Source organism: Lysinibacillus sp. G1-3 (assembly GCF_056322905.1).
The window spans coordinates 95,077-115,208 of record NZ_JBWHYQ010000013.1; the positions used below are offsets into that span (position 1 = coordinate 95,077).

Below are 20,132 nucleotides of genomic sequence, written 5' to 3' on the forward strand. Positions count from 1 at the left end.
GTTACCTATAATGTAACAATATTTTCCTGATCATGTCAATAAGATTTCTATTGGTACCTGGAAATATTTTATTAGCCAAAATTTAAAAGCAAATGGGGCTAAAAGTGATCTCATTATGCCTCCCCACTTTTTAGCCCCACATTATTTACGACTGACATATTGCTTTCGCTAATATCACTGACTATTTAAATCCTCCGAAATGACCTCATTATTGCTTTCTTTTTTAATTTGACCGATTCTATTTTTTCCCCATTCATACATCATTTCAACGATTGGTAATAACGTCATCCCTAGTTCAGTCATTGAATACTCGACTTTCGGAGGAACTTCTGGAAACACTTCTCGATGAACAATCCCATCTTCCATCAGTTCACGTAATTGGTTTGATAATATTTTATGAGATATTTTCGGAAAAAGTCTTTGAAGCTCACTGAAGCGATGCGGTCCTTCGACGCCTAAATGCCACAGAATAACAACCTTCCATTTACCGCTTATGATCGATAAGGTAAGTTCTTTTTCACAATGATAATCGTTATTTATTATTCTCTCTTTTATCTCTTCTCTTAATTTATCTGTCATAAAGCGTACTCCCTTTTCCTATAAGTAACTTTTAGTAACCTCCGCACAAAAAAGTGCACTCTTCACAATGTAGAAAACCGTAGTAAAATGAGATTAGTCTTAAAGACAAATCTTAATCTATTTTTTCGTCTAAATAAAACGATCTTATCTAAAGGAGAGAAAAACATGCAAGCAATCGCAGGTAAAGTGGCGTTAGTTACAGGAGCTGGACGTGGAATTGGACGCGCAACAGCAGTAGCTTTTGCGCAAGAAGGTATTCACGTAGGTCTTGTTGGACGTACGCTTGAAAATTTACAACAAGTAGCAGAGGAACTAAAACAATATGATGTGAAGGTAGCCATCGCTACGGCAAACGTAGCGGATTTAGACTCTATTACTACAGCCGTTGAATCTATTCGCGGTGAGCTTGGCGCGATCGATATTTTAGTAAACAATGCTGGTATTTCAAAATTCGGTGGCTTCATGGACTTAACGCCTGAAGAATGGACAAATATTATCGATGTCAACGTAAAAGGTGTGTACTACACGACACGCGCTGTATTACCAGAAATGATCGAGCGCAATACAGGCGATATCATTAATATTTCCTCAACAGCTGGTCAAAAAGGTGCACCGATTACAAGCGCATACTCAGCTTCAAAAGCTGCAGTTATCGGACTAAGTGAGTCATTAATGCTTGAAGTGCGTAAGAAAAATATTCGCGTTACAACATTAACGCCAAGTACAGTTGCTACAGATATGGCTGTTGAACTAAACTTAACAGACGGCAATCCAGAAAAAGTAATGCAAGCAGAAGATTTAGCAGATTTAATGGTTGCACAACTAAAACTTCACCCACGTGTTGTCTTAAAACACGCAGGACTTTGGTCGACGAACCCTTAATAGAATTCTTTGAAAGATCAAGGCGCTATCCGATGTATTTGGGGTGGCGCCTTTCTTTTTTAACAATATGCTCCTATGAAATCCATACAGTTTATGGCTACTTTCTTTAGGAATTGGATGGGCAAATTGTTTCTTAGTTAGAGCTTAAAGTTACCCCCACTCACCCGCTTCTTTTCGAAGACCCTACTTATTTTATCCAGCTTACGCAAAAGGTTGTATCGCAATACTTTAATAGCACCTTCTTCCAGCACCACAATTGAAGAGAATTATTTCCTTAAGAAATGTATAGCCTCTTTTTTCGCCTTCTAATTAATTATCGATCTAAACCTTCCGACTATTTTAAAATTTTTTTTAACTATAACTAACTTTTTATAGTTGGTAATACGTCCAATAATTAGTAATAAAATCATTTAAACAAAAGGAGAAATAATTATGAAAAAAACAACTAAAAAATCTTGGATGATTGTATCAGCACTAACAATAGGGATGGCTGTCTTCACGCCACATCAAGCTGAGGCTACAACAACAACAACAACAAACGAAATAACGGTTAAAGCTGAGCAACAAATTAAAGGATCTATTAAAAGCGTTTACGGAGATAGCATCGCAATTAAAGGGAAAGACGGCAAAAACTATTATATCGACCTTCAGAAATTTTCAGATAAGCAATTAGAAAAAATGAACTTAGTAGAAGGTCAGGAAATCTCTGTAGAAGGTAGCTTAGTACAAGATTATTCAGATTTCTATACGTTTGACACATATAAAAAAAGCTTACCTAAAGAAATAACAAAAGAAGACCTAGCAAAATTAGAAAAGTTATTTAATCAAACGAAGAAGTTAGAAAAAGAAGAGAAATATGATGAAGTAGAAAAAGTTAATCTTGAAATGGATAAAATCACAAAGCCGTATATTTTAGCTAGCTGGGTACCTATATCTTTTGAAGAGTTCATTGAAGAGTATGGATTTAGTGAAAAAAATATAATTATTCAAGAAAAAGATCAAAAACAACTGAAAGATATTTATAAACAGTGGATAAAACTAGAAAAATCCAATAAAGAAGAGGACGCACAAGAAAAATTTGATGAATTCCTGAAGGTCCTTCAACCTTACTTAGATGCTCTAAATCCACCGTTAACATTTGAAGAATACATCTCAGATTTGGAATTAGATATCCCGGCTGAGGCCATGCCAAAACTAAAAACTTTATACAATGATGCTAAAAAAGCTGATAAAGATAATAATGATCAATTATCTGACAAGCTATGGGGTGAATTCGATGAAATGATTAATCCTTATTTTAAGCCACTTAGCTTTGAAGATTACTTGTCTGACTTTGATTTCGAAATCAAGGCAAATGATCAAAAACAATTAAAAAAGCTTTATGAGGAAGCAACAGCTCTTGATAAAAAAGGTGACTATGAAAAATCTCAGGAAAAATGGGATGCTATCGACAAAATTTTAAATCCATACTATGAAGCAAATAAAGAAATACTAATCTCAGCTTCTAAAGTAACGATAAACGGTAAAGTTTATACTTCAAAACATTAATCTATATTTCGGGGTTATCCCAAAATCATTAAACAATGATTTTGGGATTAACCCCTTTCTTATCTTTATAGCCCTATACACTCATTGCGAGTATTTTTCTCGCCATATTTTTTGGTTATTAACAGTCTGCGATTTTGCTGAGTCCCAAATTGCCCCACTAATCAACTAACCTTAAATTTCAGAGTTGGTGACAACTTTGCTCTAAGCAAAAAATTGGATTACGTATACACATGCTACGATTCTTATGAATAATGTTGTCCCTGTAAAAGCCATTGCCGATTACGATTAGGAAATACTTCTGAAATGATTCAAGCGCAAACGGTATCTGTATTTATTTAGTCAGAGTTTAAAGGAAAATGGAGCTAGCTTAAAGCTACCCCCATTCCTATTCATTACTTATTTTACCCAGCCTAAAATCATTTCTCTCAATAACTTCGAAGCTGTATTTGCTGTCATTTCTGATGTGTCGTAGATTGGTGCTACTTCAACTAGGTCAAAGCCCACTACATTGACGTTACTTGCCGCAATCGCATGGATTGACGCTAGTAATTCTTTGGATGTAATGCCTCCGCAATCTACTGTTCCTGTACCTGGTGCATGTGCTGGATCAAGTACATCTATATCAATCGTAACGTAAACATTGCGACCTGCTAAAGACGGTAATACCTCTTTTAATGGCTCTAGCACTTCGAATTTTGAAATGTGCATGCCGTTTTCCTTCGCCCATTCGAATTCTTCTTTCATACCTGAACGTATACCAAATGAATATACATTTTTCGGTCCGATATGTTCAGCAATTTTGCGAATAGGTGTTGAGTGTGAAAGTGGCTCTCCTTCATACTCTTCACGTAAGTCTGTATGTGCATCGAAGTGGATAATTGCTAAGTCATCATATTTTGCTGAAACAGCTTTCATAACAGGCCACGATACTAAATGTTCGCCACCCATACCTACAGGGATTTTACCATCTGCTAAAAGCGTCTCGATATATTTTTCAATTTCATCTAACGAGCGCTGTGCGTTGCCGAATGGTAACGGAATATCACCCGCATCAAAATATTTCACTTCTTCTAATTCACGGTCTAAATATGGGCTGTATTCTTCTAGACCAATGGATACTTCACGAATACGCTGCGGGCCAAAACGTGAGCCCGGACGGTAACTAACTGTCCAGTCCATTGGCATACCATAAATGACCGCCTGAGCATCCTCATATGTAGGATGACTTTTTATAAAAACATTTCCTGAATAAGCTTCATCAAATCTCATTAATAGACCTCCACTTTTAGAAATTAATCCTATTATATTCATTTTCATCAGTTCATTACAAAATTGATTTCCGTTCCAATTGAGGGTGTCCAATCCCCCTCCAATCATTTTTCCACATGAAATCTATTTTATAACTTTTGATAATGAACCTCTATTAAGGGCTTACAGGAATGTAATGAAACCTCTATCCCTGTATCCTCGTATACATTATTGGAACGTCTAGCAGAATTCGATTAAAATCTACAATGTGCTATTCTTTTGTCGAATGCTAGCATTTCAAACAGTACAAAAAAAGTATAGATGTTTTTGAATAAAGTGCAATAGTTTTTACCAATAATTTCGATTAAATATGAATGTTCAAACACATACTATACGCAAGTGTGAGAAAACGAGGTGAAGTCGGATGAAGAGAAAAAGCTATCAACGTAAGCAAAAACGTTCAAAGCGTACACGTAAAGCACTTACCTATTTTGTTGCCTTTACATCCGCAATTGTAGTAGCATTTATAGCTTTACGCGTCTATGTTCAAGTGGCTGGTGCCCCGCCTTTAACCGTACCGAAAGCCTCTATTTTTTTAGATGAAAATGAGAACCAAATTGGGGATCACTTTGCGAATGAACGACGTTACTGGGTTAGTCTTGATGAGATGTCTCCCTATTTAAAGCAAGCAGTAGTAGCTGTTGAGGATAAAGATTTTTATAAGCATGGCGGTTTGGATTTTTCTCGTATCGCTGGTGCAATATTAGTTGATATTAAGGCTGGAAGTAAAGTTCAAGGAGCAAGTACAATTACACAACAATATGCTCGGAATCTATATCTTTCACATGAGAAATCGTGGACACGAAAATTAAATGAAGCACTGTATGCTTATAGATTAGAAGTTTTTTATGATAAAGATGAAATACTAGAAGGTTACTTAAATACTGTTTACTACGGCCACGGTATGTACGGCGTAGAAGCTGCAAGTCGATTTTATTATGGAAAATCTGCAAAAGACTTAACGCTTGCAGAAGCAGCAATGTTAACTGGGGTTCCAAAAGGGCCAAGTATTTACTCCCCTATTGCTAATTTAGAGAAGGCAACTAATCGCCAACACGTTATTTTAAAATTGATGACCGATCAAGGTGCTATTACGCAAGATGAAAGAACACGTGCAGAAAGTGAAAAGCTTGTCTTAAAGAATGATAGCTGGGTAGCCACAAAATCTGTAGCACCATTTTTCCTTGACGTAGCATGGCAAGAGGCTAGTGAAATTTTGAAATCAAAAAATCTCGACATTAGTGAGGGTGGCTGGACTATCCAAACAACGATTAATCTAGAACATCAGAAGGCAGCTGAAGAAGCTGTAGCTAAACATATGCCTGCTGATGATTTACAAACTGCTTTTGTTAGTATGAAATCCAATACTGGCTCCGTTACAGCATTAGTTGGAGGTCGTGACTATGCTGCAAGTTCTTTTAACAGAGTTACACAGGCAAAACGTCAGCCAGGCTCGACCATTAAACCTATTTTATATGCGGCAGCTTTAGAAAATGGTTATACACCATTAACATTATTAGATGTAGGTGAGACAACTTTCACTTATGATCATGGACGGGCCACATACTCACCTAAAAATGTTAACGGTCAATTTGCAAACCATGATATGACGATGGCACAAGCTATCGCTATTTCTGATAATATTTACGCTGTTAAAACTTTAGAGGAGATTGGCTTTAAACCATTTCACGAAATGGCTGATCGCTTCGACGTGACTATTGGTAAGAAGGACAATTTATCCATGGCACTTGGAACGACAGAAACAACATTATATGAAATGACGAATGCTTATAATATTTTAGCATCGCAAGGTAAAAAAACTACGCCTACTACTATTGTTTCTATTAAAAATGCTAACGGCGATACTATCTACGAAAATAAAGAAGTTAGTAAAGAAGACGAAACCGTTCTCTCAAAAGAAAATACGTATATCTTAACAGAGATGATGACAGGTATTTTCGATCCAGTCTTTAGTGATTATTCTCCCGCTACAGGGATTAGCATTCGCTCTCGTATGACGCATACGTATGCAGCAAAATCTGGCTCTACTAATAGCGACCAGTGGCTGATTGGATTTACACCTAGCTTAACCGCCGGTGTATGGAACGGCTATGACCAAGGAAAAAATCTAACGGAAAAAGAAGATACTGCTGCTACTAAGCAAATTTGGATCGACTTTATGGAGACTGTCAATAAAGGAGCAAAGAACGAGGATTTCAAAAAACCGAAAGGCGTTAAAGGTGCGGTCATCGATATTGAATCAGGTAAATTAGCGACAAATGCCTGCCCTCAACAACGTCTCATCTATATGGATGCTAAAGATGTACCAACTGAAAAATGTTCTTCAAACTTTGATATTCTCGATACCGATACGTGGGGAGAGTTCTGGAATATGCTCCCATTCAACATTTTTAAAAATTAACGAATCATGCGGAACCTTTATTAGCAATAAGCGTTTTATTAGCGAAGGCTCTCGACAAAGTAACAGACATATACGAAAAAGAAAAGCTTCCTCTTCCCCGGAGCTGTGTCCGTGGGAACAGAAAGCTTTTCTTATTTATGGTTCGCGAAGTAGATGAGAATCATGGGGCATTTGGCTTGGGTTTGGGTTGTTCAAATGCCGCATAGCGCTCATCACATTCGCAGAACCAAGTGTCCTAGCTTACTAAAATGTAAGTTCTTTATCAAGTTTACTTGGTTTCAAACCCACTTTCAACCTTATATGAAAGCGATTATGAAATGTCACAGATTGTTCAATCATTGTAGGTCTATTAAACAAATAAACCTTGACGCAATTGCTCCTCACTACGAGCCCATAAGTCCGGATTTAGCTCACCTAGGAAAGAAGCTAACACCTTTTTAGACGGCGCATCCATATGCTCTACAATAATGTGACGCTTCATAGATTTATCCATTTTATTTACATGATCAGCTAAAACTTTATAGCCACGACGCTTTTCACGATTAACTACCATTTCACACGCAGTTACACCCGCATAGTAAGGTCCATCCGCTTTATGGTCGATTGTCACCCATACTAGCCAATACGCTTTCCCACCTTCTGAATCAGCGCGATCTGTCGTAAATTTAATACCTCGTTCCACATCACTGCGAGCATGCATAGCACCGATTTCAACTGATGCCGTCCCCTCTTCTATATCGATAATGACTGGCGATACGTTTTCAAGCGAAAGCGAACCGATACCAAATCCCTTATGTCCGTCTGTTGGATCATTTTTAATAATAGTAAAGCCCATTTTTTGTTTTGGTTTTTCTTCATTTGCCATACTTTAACTACCTCCATTCTGCTATTATAAAAGTAAAGCATTGTTTATGCGCATTAGCATCGTAATGAACGCTGCTAGCAATGTGCAAATGCCTACATATAAGTAAGAAGTTTATATAATACTTTCTTATAAACTAACTATACAACATTATTCAATAAAGGAGGCAATATTATGCCATACGTAACAGTGAAAATGCTTGAAGGTCGTACAGAAGAACAAAAACGTGCACTCGTAAAAGAAGTAACAGAAGCCGTTTCTCGTACAGTGAATGCGCCACCAGAAAATGTAACAGTCTTCATCGAGGAAATGTCTAAAAACCACTACGGTGTTGCAGGCGTACGCTTCAGCGATAAATAAAGATTAGAACGGGTAGAGCACATAAAGCTCTACCCATTTTTAACGTATGGTAGCCTTCTAGTGCTTTGTAACGTTTAGAAGCTTGTTACAGGCGTTTTACGGTTCTAGATACAGAATAGGACCAACTCCTCCTCAACTCGTAATTTGAATACTAGGATGTGTTTTATGACATGAATAAATTTAAACTGCCACTACTCATTTGTATGCTTATCGTTGGCCTCTTACTTATTTTCATTAACCCCATTCAGCATGCAATTATCGCCCATTTGAGTAAACAATTAAATACAACTGATTACAGCGCTGAGGAGATGGCCAAAAACAAAAATGCAGATGCCGATTTTGAATTTGAAGCCGTGCAATCCCTTTCCATAGCGGAAGTCTTAAAAGCTCAGACAACCGCCAGTAAAATGCCTGTCATCGGTAGTATCGCAGTCCCTAGTGTGGATATGAAACTTCCTATCGTCAAAGGAGTTGGTAACGCCTCTCTTGCCGTTGGAGCAGGCACGATGAAGCCTACTCAAAAACTTGGACAAGGAAACTACGCATTAGCAGGTCATTATTTTGAGGAAAAAGATATTTTATTTGGCCCCTTATATAAAGCTAGCATAGGAGATACAATTTATTTAACGGATTTAACGAATATTTATGAGTACAAGATCACAACTAAGGAAATCATCTCTGCAACAGATGTTTATGTTATTGATGATATCCCTGATAAAACTCTTCTAACCCTCGTTACATGTGCTGATGAGGGTACGAAACGACTTGCCGTTCAAGCAGAATTTGTCGAGCAATATCCATTCGACAAAGCACCTGCAAAACTATCAGATACCTTCTAGCATAGGGAAAACCCCAAGATTTTTACGATCTTGGGGTTTTCTTATTGAAAATTATTTCACTTCTGTATTGCGACGACGCAATAAGAATAATGCACCTAGTACAAGCGCTACACCGATTAGTGTAAGAGCTGTTTGGTTTGCTTCATTTGTTTGTGGCAGTTTGCCTTGCGCATTTAATTGCGCTTCCATTTCTTTTGCATCTGCTTTGATTTTATCAATATCCAGATATTTATCTACTTCTGCCTGTTCCTCTTTAGATAACTTGTTGTATTTATCGAGGAAATCCTTATATTCATCTAATGTATCTTTATCCGCTGTAGAAGGCTTGTATGGCTTTAATTCTTTTCCTTGATCAATAACTTCTTCTACAGTTGGTTTTTCAGGTTTTGTTGGGTTTGTTGGATCTTTTGGATCTATTTCGTTACCTGAACCATCTGGATTTGTTGGATTAACTGGCTTCTCTGTCTCTGGTGTTGGTTTTGTTGGTTTTTCTGGATCAACCGGCTTTTCTGGATCCGGATCTGGGTCAACTGGTTTCCCTGGATCAACTGGTTTTCCTGGATCCGGATCTGGGTCAACTGGTTTTCCTGGATCAACTGGCTTTTCTGGATCAGGATCTGGACCTGGATCTGGGTTAGGCGTCCAGCCACCACCGTCGCCTCCACCACTTGTTGATTTAGGCTGTACTTCTGCAGAGCATGTATCTTTTACAGTAAATGAGCCAATTAAACTACTTCCCTCATATACATTGTACGTACCTTGTTTAATAGTTTTGTTTGGTAATAGAACCGTTCCTGCAATACTAGTTGTGAAAACTTCACTACCGTCTTCACCTTTAACGATATTACCTTTAGCATCTTTTATTGTTATCTTTGCATTCACGTTAGGCGTTCCAAGTACCGTCTTTACTGTTAATGTAAATTCAGGACAAGCAGGTGCTGCTGATACTTCTGCTTCACATTTAACTGAATATTTAACAGTTATATACCCAATGAATAGATGACCTTGATATACACTATATTCACCTGAAGGAATGTCTTTAGATTGAATCGTAATTTGACCTAATTCATTTGTCGTTTTGCCTGCAGCAATAATTGCTCCTGTTGCTTTATCTTTAATTGTGATATTGCTAACATTAGGGCGTGGATTGCCATTTTCATCCTTCACCGTTAATGTGAATAGCTCACATTTTGGTGCTGGTTGAACCGTTTTTTCACATTCGATATTTGTTTCGAAAGTACCAATTTCTTCACCATTTACTTCAACTGTGTAAACACCTGGTTCTAAATCAGTTAATTCAATAACACCTGTTGTAGTTGTTGTGCTAATAATTTCATTTTTGTTAGCATCTTTAACAACGATTTTTGAAGTATCGTCAGTAATATTATTACCATCAACATCTTTAACTGTTAATTTAAATTCCTCGCATTTTGGTGCCTGTTTAACAATAAATTCATGCCCACAGTCTTCTGTATACGTTAAAGTTACTGTCCCCAAGAATTGGTTACCTTCATATACAGTATATTCGCCTGGCTTCACGCCATTATCAGAATTAGTTTTGTTTGATTCAAAAATAAACTTACCTGATGCATCAGTTGATGCCTTTACTTCTGTAGTACCTGATTTCAATGTTAACTCTTTAATATTTGTACGGATGTTTCCGTCTGTATCTTTAACCACGATTGTGAAGTTTTCGCACTTAGGTGCGGGTTGAATACTCGCGTTACAGTTTTCACTGTACTCTACAGTAATTGTTTTTAACGTCTCGCCATTATAAATAACTTCATACTGACCTGCTTTAACTTGTTCTGGAGTAAAAGTAACTTTACCGTTTTCAACAGTATGATTTTCTGATAATCCCGTCGCTTTACTTACTAATGTTACTGTTCCATCCACTAATTTACCGTCAATATCGTATACCGTTAATTCAAACAGTGAACATTTCAAAGGGCTTTCTGGTATGTTGGCTATTTCAACAATTTGTTTACCTTCAAAAGGACCTGATGTTGCTTTTTTATCTCGATTTAATGTAAAGATTACATCCGGATTTTCAAAGCCATCAACTTTTGTTTCTTTTAACGTATATTTACCCTCAGCTAATTTTAATCCGAAGTCTAATACACCGTTTTCATCTGTTTTAGCACTAATTAATGGTTTATTTCCTGTGTATTGGCTGTATAAAGTAAACTCAACATCTTTCATTACTTCGCCTGTTGCAGCATTCGTTTTTAAAATGACAAATGGCACTTTAACTGTTGATGCTTGGTTACCATAATTAAAATCAGCAATTGACCAGCTATCTTTTCCACTTGTTTGACTGCCACCTTGATAGCTTACTTCTACTTCATTTTCAGCATCAGAGCCTGATTCACCTGTAAATACTGTTTCGTATTCTATATAGTATGCTGCAGTCACATTCCCTAAATTAAGAGTGAATGCACCATTTTTCATATCTACATTTAATGTATACGCACTTGGATCTACAAGTGTCTTCTGTTCAGCTGGATTACTTGGAGTTGTTCCAGATAATGCAACTTTATATACTTTAAACGTAGCTTCTAAAATCAATTGTTCTGGGTTACCTTCAGCATCTTTACCTACTGTGTCGGTAATGACTACATTGTCTAATTTGGATTGTGCGTAGTTAAACTCAAAATTCCACTTAGCTACTGCAGAGCCACGATCAGCTTGATGACCCATTTTGTTTAAAATTTTATCTGTATGATTTACATCAACTGTTTTTGACCACGATGCATTCTCACCTTCATCGCTTGTTAGTGTAGCTGTATTCGTAATACGTACTGGGTTCCCATGTGGGAATATGCCATCTTTATCTACTGATTCATATGTCACTTTATAAGGACTATCAATATTCCCTAGTTCAAGCTTAATTTCGTTCTTTTTATCTGAAGTATTTTGAATCTCTATTGTTTCTGTTCCTGTGAAAACACCACTTGCATTTAGTTCACCTTTTTGAACTACAATATTTCGAACTATTTGTGTATCTGGTAATTTATCCTCAAATACAGCATTTTTTAAAGAATTGTAGTTAAAGTTAAATTCAACATCCCAATAGAAGGTTTTTGTTTCGTAATTATAATGACCTTCTTTTTTACCATTTGTTTTTTGTTCATTTCGAATCTCTTGTTCTGCTGAAGCAGATGGAGAATTCGGTAAATTATTATTTGTCATTGTTACTGTATTATGATATTCAATTGCATTTGTTCCAGCATGTCGAATATCGTATTCTGTATCATACGTAATTTCGATAGGCTCATTTATCGCTTTGTTTAAAATAATTGTAAATCCGGTTTTTTTATCCTCATTAATGCTTAACGTGTAATCTGCTTTATTAACTAATTTATTACCTACTTTTACTTCTAAAGTATTTTCTATTAACTTTAGATTTTTATCTGTAAAAGTATCAACAAACTTCGTACCAGCAGCTAAATCATAGCCTGCTTGGTTCGCCACAATCTTCCATGACATCGTTTTATTTTGATAGTCAATGCCATTTGCAGATTTGTTTAGTAATAAATATTCTTTATAATAATAAGAAGTATCTTCTACCGATTCTGACATATCCGGGCGTGTTACTTCATTTTTTACCGCAAAACTCTCTGTTGGATACACGTTATCTTTTGGCTTTGTTACATATTTGATAACATATGGTTTTGTTACAGGAGCATTAAATATTAATTTAAAGCCGTTTCCATCTTTCTCCACTTTGTAAGAAATAGTGGCAGGAGTATTACCATCTGCCTCAAATACTTGTACCTCTCCAACTAACTCTTGAGTATCGGTCCAGATGTCCGTTAGTACGGCGTTTTCCTGTGAAATATTGCGGTTATTGAAGTTGTAATTAATCGTCCAATATGTTGCTAAGTCACTAGCAGTAGGACCTGTATGCGTTTTTGCTAATGGATCACCAAAGTTCACGTTTATTGGTGCAGTAGTGGATTTCCCATTATAAGTTGCCTTATTTTTAAAGATAGCATTTTTAACGTTACCTGGGTCACCAACTTCTGTTTGATACGTAATGCGGTAAGCAGTATATTTTTCATTCGGCAACGCAATTGTCATTTTGTTGTTATCGAAGATTGGAGTCACAATGACAGGGTCATTAGAGTCTGTTTTTGTGCCATTAGGTGATATATTTAACTTTGTAATTTTTACAGAATCTTGCTTAAAAGTATGCGCGCCTTCTAATGTATCAATAAAATCTGTAGTGCCAGATTCTTTATTAACGCCTAAATCTGTATTAACTTCAACTTTCCAGTCAATAAACTTACTATTTTCCCCACCATTATCTGCTACACCTGATTTGGTAACAGGTTTATTGCTCGTTTTAGGTTGGAAGTTCAACTTGATGTTTTCAGTGCCTGGTAAACTAATTGTTTCTTCCCATTTCGTATTATCGCTTGCAAAGTTTGCTTGTACGCTAAAGTATGCACCCGGTTCAAGGGCTACACCAGCTCCTAAATCATCTCTTAATTCGTCGTTAAATGTAATGACAATATCATTTCCATTTTTTGAAATTGTACCTACCTCACCATAAGCTGTTCCTTTCGGGAATGTGATATTTTCAAAAATAGCTGGTAAAGTGTACGTTAATGTTGTACCCGGACCATAATTATGTCCTGCTGCTAGTTCTAAATGAAATTTAAACTCTGCAGATTGTCCGTTAGTAACATTAATACTTTCATTTGAATTTACCTTTTTTCCATCCACAGTAAACTCAACATTTTTAATTACATCAACAGACATAATTGGCTCATACGATGGTGGTGTAGTTTCGTCATCCTTATCTTCTTTTGGATTTTCTCCTTCACCACTAACATCACCTTTTCCAGGTTCAGTTTGTGTTTCAGGTTGTGCCCCTACATCCGTAGAACCAGTAATAGGACCATCACCTTTTTCAGGTCCAGTTGAGGTTTCTGGTAGTTCAACTACGCCCTCAGAACCAGTAATAGAACCCTCACCTTTTTCAGGTTCAGTTGAGGTTTCTGGTAGTTCAACTACTCCCGTGGTACCAGTACCCTTTTCTGGTTTAGCTGAAGTTTCAGGCGATTCACCTACGCTCGTGTTATCATTACTACCCACATCTCCAGATTCAACTGACTGTGCTAAAGATTGTGCTCCATCAATCGCAAACACCGAAATCGGTGAAAGGACTGTTTGGAATACTAGTAGCATTAAGATTACTGCTATGTTTAGTTTTTTAAATTTTTGCATGTTTCTCTCCTTTTTCTAAGTTCAGAGAGTTACCTGTTGGTATTTGCTGACGACGTTGCATCCTTTCGTCATGTCGAAAAGCATGCCGCAAACAATAGGTTGGTCCCTCTTTCCTTCTATTCAATGGTCGTCTATATGAATACACTCGAATAAGTACTCACGAATAGGCACTTACGATGACTTATGTATCTGCGATGTACAATTAGAATATATCCATGGTACTTTCGTGACACCCTTAATAATAGGTAACACCCATTTTAGGGTTTTCGACTCATTCTAAACGATTATACTAAACAAATTCTAAACAATCTCAGACTTTCTATTTATAAAATTCTAAAAATTTCTATATAGTTTCCACTTTTTTCATCTTTATACAATGACAAAAAAACAGCGAAAATAACTCAATCAGAGTACTTTCGCTGTTTTTCACTATTAGTATGTTGGAATACTATATATTCCACTTTATTTAATATACACATTTTTATACAAAAAATTTTTTTCATTAATTTTTCCTTAATTTTTCCCCTTACCTTGCAGCAAGGCTATTATTTGTTTCTTCACAGCAGGATGGGTACTATTGTCCTCTAGGAAATCTAGCGGGAAGTATACTTTATGATCTCGTTTCATGCGACCAGAAATAGAATCAACAATAATAGATTCACGTGATAGCTCTCGTAGCTCTCCATTTTTCATTTCTAAGAAAATAGGAACACGGACTTCTTCTTCTCCTGGTCGATAAAAGTCATACGGTAAATCTGCTGTTGTATCATGGACAAGATAATATTCTGGATTTAAATCAGCTTGCTTGAAGAGCTCTTGTAGTTTTTGATATTTATCTAGCTCTACACCTGGATCTAAATCGATGTATTGAAATAGCTTTCTGTTAACAAAGCGGCGGCTTAAGTCACTTAATATAGCATCCTCTTCTTGCATCCAAAGTTGAAAATATGTAAAAAGAATACTCTCATCTAATGCAAGATAGTCATCTAACGTAATGGAGTTGCGGAAAAATGCAATAAAGTGTGTAGGCTCGTGCTTAAATTTATAGCCAGCTAAGCTTAGTTGCTTAGCTCGTTTTAAAATATTATTTAATACAACCTCTGCACTGCGAGATACTGGGTGGAAATAAATTTGTAAGTACATTTGATAGCGGCTCATTATATAATCCTCTACCGCATGCATGCCCGTTGCCTTGATAACGACCTGATTTTTCCGTGGACGCATTACTCTTAAGATACGCTCCATATCAAAATGACCGTAGCTTACGCCTGTGAAATAAGCATCACGCTGTAGGTAATCCATACGATCAGCGTCGATTTGACTCGATATTAAACTAACGACCTGCTTATTCGGATATGTTTTTTCAATGACCTGAGATACTTTCTCCGGGAAGTCAGCCGACACTTTTTTTAATACGGCATTCACTTCTGTATCACCGAGCAAAATTTGTCTTGTATAATATTCATGATCAAGCTCAAAAACATTTTCAAAGGCATGTGAAAATGGCCCATGCCCTAAATCGTGTAAAAGGGCTGCACAAAGCACAAGCAGGCGTTCATCCTCATCCCATTCCGGACGACCTGCAAATATATCATCTACTATGCGGCGTACAATTTCGTAAACGCCAAGTGAGTGACTAAAGCGACTATGCTCTGCTCCATGGAATACTAAAAATGTTGTACCGAGCTGGCGAATTCGACGTAGTCGCTGAAATTCTTTCGTACCAACTAGATCCCAAATCACTTGATCCCGTACATGCACATAACGATGCACTGGATCCTTGAATACTTTTTCCTCTTGTAATTTAGCTTTTGCATAATGTGTCAATTGTACAGCACCCCCGTTTCCTATTTGTTCTATTATATGCGATAAATACAGGACTAGCATACATATTGCCTTTTAATTATAGAGACTATCAACCTAACTCACTGTATTCTCGTCTTATTTTAGGTTTCTATCGACCTAATTTCCAAGTGATGAGGCGACGTAACGTGAACCTTCCATCGTTTCGGCGGTTTTATCCGTCGCTTTGCCGATTCTATCCGTCGCCCGCATGGCTTTCCGTCTCTCTGACTCTTCTTTCCGTCATTTTGATGATTCTATCCGTCGCTCTAACTCTTACTTCCGTCACTTCATCGATTCTATCCATCGACAATAAAAATCCAAACAAAAACTATCTTCAACTAGTGAAGATAGCGTTTTGTTTTACTTATTTTTTTAACTTTGCTAAAACCTTTTCCATTAGTTCTTCTTCCGTTAATGCAGCAACAGGACGGCTATTTACAAAGGTAAATGTTTTTTTACGTCCTGGGCCACAATAAGAATGACAGCCAATTTCGATGGTTGCATCAGGATCGATTTCCTTTAATTTTGGAATTAACGTTTTTAAGTTAACGGCCTGACATTCATCGCAAACTTTAAATTCGTTTGCCATTTTGTCAACAACCCTTTCTATATAGTATTTTTTTAATCAAAAAATCAAAAATTCGTCTCTATTGAACGTATGACTTTCACATATTTAAGTATGTAGCATACGTACAAACCTACAACGGGTATTGTATCGCATTATTCCCCTTGTATTCAAGCATAATTCCTTCCACATGGATGAATAAAAGGTTAAAAGATTGGTCATGCTAGTTGTAAATAAAAAGTTCCAAATAAAGGTGGGAGGATTTTAATATGAGTAAAGTTAGACAAGATGCTTGGTTAGAAGAAAACGATGAATTGTTAGCAGAGGCGGTTATTCGCCATGTGACGGAAGGTAGTACACAGTTAAATGCCTTTGAAGAAGCTGGTGATGCTTTGAATCGTACTGCTGCTGCATGTGGTTTTCGTTGGAATGCTGTTGTTCGTAAAGAATACGAGGAACAATTATCAGAAGCAAAAAAAGAAAGAAAAGAAAGAATGCGAGTGTTGGGAGCTCCAGCAAGACGCCGTGCTTCTAGTATGTTTACAGTTAATAGTAGTGCCGCAGAGGGTAAATCAATTCCTCTATCTGCATTAAATCTTGATATTGTCATAGCCTATTTATTACGTTTACAACACTCTGGTGAAATAGGTAATGAGTCTACAAAATGGAGACAGCTAGTACACGTAACATCTGAGAAAAATAAAAAACTAGAGAAAACCATTACACAGCTAGAAGAAGAAAATAGAGCTATTCGAAAAGATTACGAGCAATTTGTACAAATTATGAACCGTGCTAGACGACTAGTTACACTAGATGAAGAGGACGAACGAATTGCACCTGTTTTCAAAATGGAGAAAAACGGAAATCTCGTTGTAAGTAGCCCTTATACACAAGAAAATGGCGATGCGCTTATTTAGCAGCATCGCTTTTTTTTGCAACGATCTCTCATTGACATCCGCTCAAGGCTTTCGCTTCATCACTTCGGTTCAAGCATTTTCGTATTTCGTTCTAAAATACGTTGTAAATAAAACGCATATAGCGTTATTTCTTCATCATGAAAAGATTCAACTTGAATTTCTTCTGCCATATTGTTAAGAAGTTGCTGTAAACGAAAAACAACAGCTTCCACTGTTAATGATACGTCCATTAGTTCAGACAATGACGCCATCACATCAGGGTCAATATTAGGATACGTAAATTTCGTTTCCTCTCCTTTTAGACTTTCCTCATAAAAGTCACGAATGAGTGCAGCTCGATCTGAACCGCTTCCTTCAACACATAAATAAATTTGCACTGCTACACCTTGACGTAAACGTCTCTGAGAAATACCAGCAAATTTCTTTCCTTTAATACTTAAATCATAGGAACCTGGACAATAGGAGCCTACAATTTCATAGGCTTCAATTTGATCTGCTACTTCAGGGAACAAGCTTTTTACTAAAGCTACCATTACATCATAGCCATCATTAATACTTAGCGCTTCCGTTTGTTCAGATAATACAATTGAAATATTCAGTACACCTTCATCCAGCACAACTGCTAATCCGCCTGAATTGCGTACAATAGGTTGATAGCCTTGTGCTTTAAGCAAATCCATGCCCTGCTGCACATATGGTAAACGGTGATCCTGAATACCAAGCACAACAGATGCATCATGTACCCATGTACGAATAGTTGGCGGAGAGGCTAATTGCCCAACTAGCTGACATAAAGTATCGTCTGTTGCAAAGGATTCAAGCGGCGATCTTTGCTTCGCGCTAATGGATTGATCGTAAAAACGCCAAATCGGCTGTTGTAAAATACTTTTCATGATTGGAGCTCCTCTATTTACATCTCTTCTCTTTAGAATACATTATCTATGGAAGGTGTCAAATTCGTGAAATGCAATCATGAACTTAGGGATTTTGTACAAACTATGATAAACTAAATTTCGAATGATATTCACTTATAAAGGAGTGTTTTTAATAATGAATGAAGCAGCTATTACTTTAGATGGTTGGTACGCTTTACATGATTTCCGCTCAATCGATTGGGCTTCATGGAAACTAGTTTCTGCTGAAGAACGCCAAGCAGCAGTAGAAGAATTCATTGCATATTTAGAAAAATTAAACGAAGCTGATATCGCTAAAACAGGTGCCCATGCATTTTACGCAATCGTTGGTCAAAAAGCTGACTTTATGATTATGACTTTACGTGAAACAATGGAAGAACTACAAGAGCTTGAAGCTGAATTCAATAAATTAGCGATTGCTGATTTTACAATTCCTACATATTCATATGTATCTGTTGTAGAGCTTTCTAACTATTTAGCAGGTGAGTCAGACGAAGATCCTTACCAAAATCCACATGTGCGTGCTCGTCTATATCCTGAACTTCCACGCGCTAAGCATGTATGCTTCTATCCAATGGATAAGCGTCGTCAAGGCAATGACAACTGGTACATGCTTTCAATGGATGAACGCAAATCGCTAATGCGTTCTCACGGTATGATTGGTCGTGGCTATGCTGGTAAAGTAAAACAAATCATTACTGGTTCTGTTGGCTTCGACGATCACGAATGGGGCGTAACTCTATTTGCAGATGACGTACTACAATTCAAAAAATTAGTATATGAAATGCGTTTTGATGAAGTTTCAGCTCGCTACGGTGAGTTTGGCGCATTCTTCGTTGGTAACCTTCTTGATCAAGAAAAACTTGTGAAATTATTAACTGTTTAATTAAATATAAAAATGCGAGTCCACCAATCGGACTCGCATTTTTTAATATTCGCTTTCTTCGCTGTTCTCTGATTCCAATATTAAAATAATTGTATGAATAAAAAAACCAGCTAGAATCATTAGGAAAACTAAATACCAATTATACGGTTGCTGATAGTACTCTGCTATCCCAACGGCGATGAATGCACTTATGATAATTGCTACAAACGTACCAAAAGTATGCATTATAACACTCCTTCATGAAAGCAAAAAAATAATTTTCAACTTTAGTATGTCACCGTTTATTTTTAATATACTTGCAAAACATCAGATTCCATTTATTCAATTAAAAAAAATAAGAAAGTGTCATCGTAATGGACGACACTTTCTTATTTTCATATGACCGTGCTGCGCTTCAAGACCTTTCATCTTTAACTTTCAAAATTAATATAATCGTATTGATGAAAAATCCGACTACGATTATTAGTATAAAGAGATACCAATGGAGTGGCTGTCCGTAAAAACTCCCCACTAAAAATGCCAGCACAGCACTCAACAAAATACCTACCCAAACACCAATCTCCATACCCTGTCACCTCACATGTATTCAATACACATGCAATGCCCATCTCACGTTCCCCGATATAGTTTCTATTCTCTTTTTACCCATTTTTATACGCGTAACACCCAAGTTGAAAAGCATGCCATTTAATAGCTTGTAGATTCCTTGGGGGTTAGCTTCATTTCTGGAACTAACGTAGTAGAGAAATGAAGGATAAACATACACGGCCTGTGCGATTCAACTCCACGTTATAGTCATGAATAAAAAATTTTTTTCGCCTCTTTTACATACGGCTCGTCATTATTAATATATGCTTAGCCATTTTAAACTGTGAATTTCTTTCATCGAAATTGAACATGTCTACGATACCATCATGCATATACTGTCTGCGAGGAGGAGTAAAAATCGCTGTTATCAAAACGAATGATG

General features: G+C 36.8%; 15 protein-coding genes. 7 read left to right on the top strand and 8 right to left on the bottom strand.

Annotation, left to right across the window (positions count from 1 at the left end):
- Positions 1 to 174 precede the first annotated feature (174 nt).
- A complete protein-coding gene (locus ACVYAD_RS15325; protein WP_349660673.1) occupies positions 175 to 579 on the bottom strand; it encodes a winged helix-turn-helix transcriptional regulator in 405 nt (134 codons plus the stop codon).
- A gap of 165 nt (positions 580 to 744) precedes the next feature.
- On the opposite strand from ACVYAD_RS15325, the gene ACVYAD_RS15330 reads away from it, so the two are divergent.
- Complete coding sequence (locus ACVYAD_RS15330; protein WP_349660674.1) at positions 745 to 1,461, top strand: 3-ketoacyl-ACP reductase; 717 nt, start codon at positions 745 to 747, stop codon at positions 1,459 to 1,461.
- A 432-nt stretch (positions 1,462 to 1,893) separates the two neighbouring features.
- Entirely contained in the window at positions 1,894 to 3,009 is a 1,116-nt protein-coding gene (locus ACVYAD_RS15335; protein WP_476427035.1) for a hypothetical protein, read from the top strand.
- Positions 3,010 to 3,405: 396 nt separating this feature from the next.
- Here ACVYAD_RS15335 and speB read toward each other — a convergent pair whose 3' ends face one another.
- A complete protein-coding gene (gene speB / locus ACVYAD_RS15340) occupies positions 3,406 to 4,278 on the bottom strand; it encodes an agmatinase (RefSeq protein ID WP_349660676.1) in 873 nt (290 codons plus the stop codon).
- A gap of 403 nt (positions 4,279 to 4,681) precedes the next feature.
- On the opposite strand from speB, the gene ACVYAD_RS15345 reads away from it, so the two are divergent.
- Entirely contained in the window at positions 4,682 to 6,739 is a 2,058-nt protein-coding gene (locus ACVYAD_RS15345; RefSeq protein WP_476427036.1) for a transglycosylase domain-containing protein, read from the top strand.
- Positions 6,740 to 7,088: 349 nt separating this feature from the next.
- On the opposite strand, the gene ACVYAD_RS15350 is transcribed toward ACVYAD_RS15345, so the two are convergent.
- Positions 7,089 to 7,604, bottom strand: coding sequence for a YwhD family protein (locus ACVYAD_RS15350; RefSeq protein WP_349660678.1), 516 nt, complete (start codon positions 7,602 to 7,604; stop codon positions 7,089 to 7,091).
- 171 nt (positions 7,605 to 7,775) lie between these two features.
- On the opposite strand from ACVYAD_RS15350, the gene ACVYAD_RS15355 reads away from it, so the two are divergent.
- Positions 7,776 to 7,961, top strand: coding sequence for a 2-hydroxymuconate tautomerase (locus ACVYAD_RS15355; protein WP_053484500.1), 186 nt, complete (start codon positions 7,776 to 7,778; stop codon positions 7,959 to 7,961).
- 170 nt (positions 7,962 to 8,131) lie between these two features.
- A complete protein-coding gene (locus ACVYAD_RS15360) occupies positions 8,132 to 8,800 on the top strand; it encodes a class A sortase (protein WP_476427037.1) in 669 nt (222 codons plus the stop codon).
- Between the two features lie 51 nt (positions 8,801 to 8,851).
- Here the strand turns inward: ACVYAD_RS15360 and ACVYAD_RS15365 are convergent, their stop codons facing one another.
- The 3 genes from ACVYAD_RS15365 to ACVYAD_RS15375 form a co-directional block, all read right to left on the bottom strand.
- Positions 8,852 to 14,035 (bottom strand): collagen binding domain-containing protein, encoded by a 5,184-nt coding sequence (locus tag ACVYAD_RS15365; RefSeq protein ID WP_476427038.1) that lies wholly within the window; start codon positions 14,033 to 14,035, stop codon positions 8,852 to 8,854.
- Between the two features lie 513 nt (positions 14,036 to 14,548).
- Positions 14,549 to 15,922 (bottom strand): HD domain-containing protein, encoded by a 1,374-nt coding sequence (locus ACVYAD_RS15370; RefSeq protein ID WP_476427039.1) that lies wholly within the window; start codon positions 15,920 to 15,922, stop codon positions 14,549 to 14,551.
- Between the two features lie 322 nt (positions 15,923 to 16,244).
- Positions 16,245 to 16,469, bottom strand: coding sequence for a YuzB family protein (locus ACVYAD_RS15375; protein ID WP_049667962.1), 225 nt, complete (start codon positions 16,467 to 16,469; stop codon positions 16,245 to 16,247).
- Positions 16,470 to 16,714: 245 nt separating this feature from the next.
- On the opposite strand from ACVYAD_RS15375, the gene ACVYAD_RS15380 reads away from it, so the two are divergent.
- A complete protein-coding gene (locus ACVYAD_RS15380; RefSeq protein WP_349660683.1) occupies positions 16,715 to 17,362 on the top strand; it encodes an RsfA family transcriptional regulator in 648 nt (215 codons plus the stop codon).
- A 59-nt stretch (positions 17,363 to 17,421) separates the two neighbouring features.
- Here ACVYAD_RS15380 and lipL read toward each other — a convergent pair whose 3' ends face one another.
- Positions 17,422 to 18,255: an octanoyl-[GcvH]:protein N-octanoyltransferase gene (gene lipL / locus ACVYAD_RS15385; RefSeq protein WP_349660684.1), complete on the bottom strand. Its 834-nt coding sequence runs from the start codon at positions 18,253 to 18,255 to the stop codon at positions 17,422 to 17,424.
- Between the two features lie 157 nt (positions 18,256 to 18,412).
- Between lipL and hemQ the strand changes: the two genes are divergently transcribed.
- Complete coding sequence (gene hemQ, locus ACVYAD_RS15390) at positions 18,413 to 19,162, top strand: hydrogen peroxide-dependent heme synthase (RefSeq protein ID WP_349660685.1); 750 nt, start codon at positions 18,413 to 18,415, stop codon at positions 19,160 to 19,162.
- Between the two features lie 42 nt (positions 19,163 to 19,204).
- On the opposite strand, the gene ACVYAD_RS15395 is transcribed toward hemQ, so the two are convergent.
- Complete coding sequence (locus ACVYAD_RS15395; protein ID WP_079559343.1) at positions 19,205 to 19,387, bottom strand: hypothetical protein; 183 nt, start codon at positions 19,385 to 19,387, stop codon at positions 19,205 to 19,207.
- Positions 19,388 to 20,132: the final 745 nt, after the last annotated feature.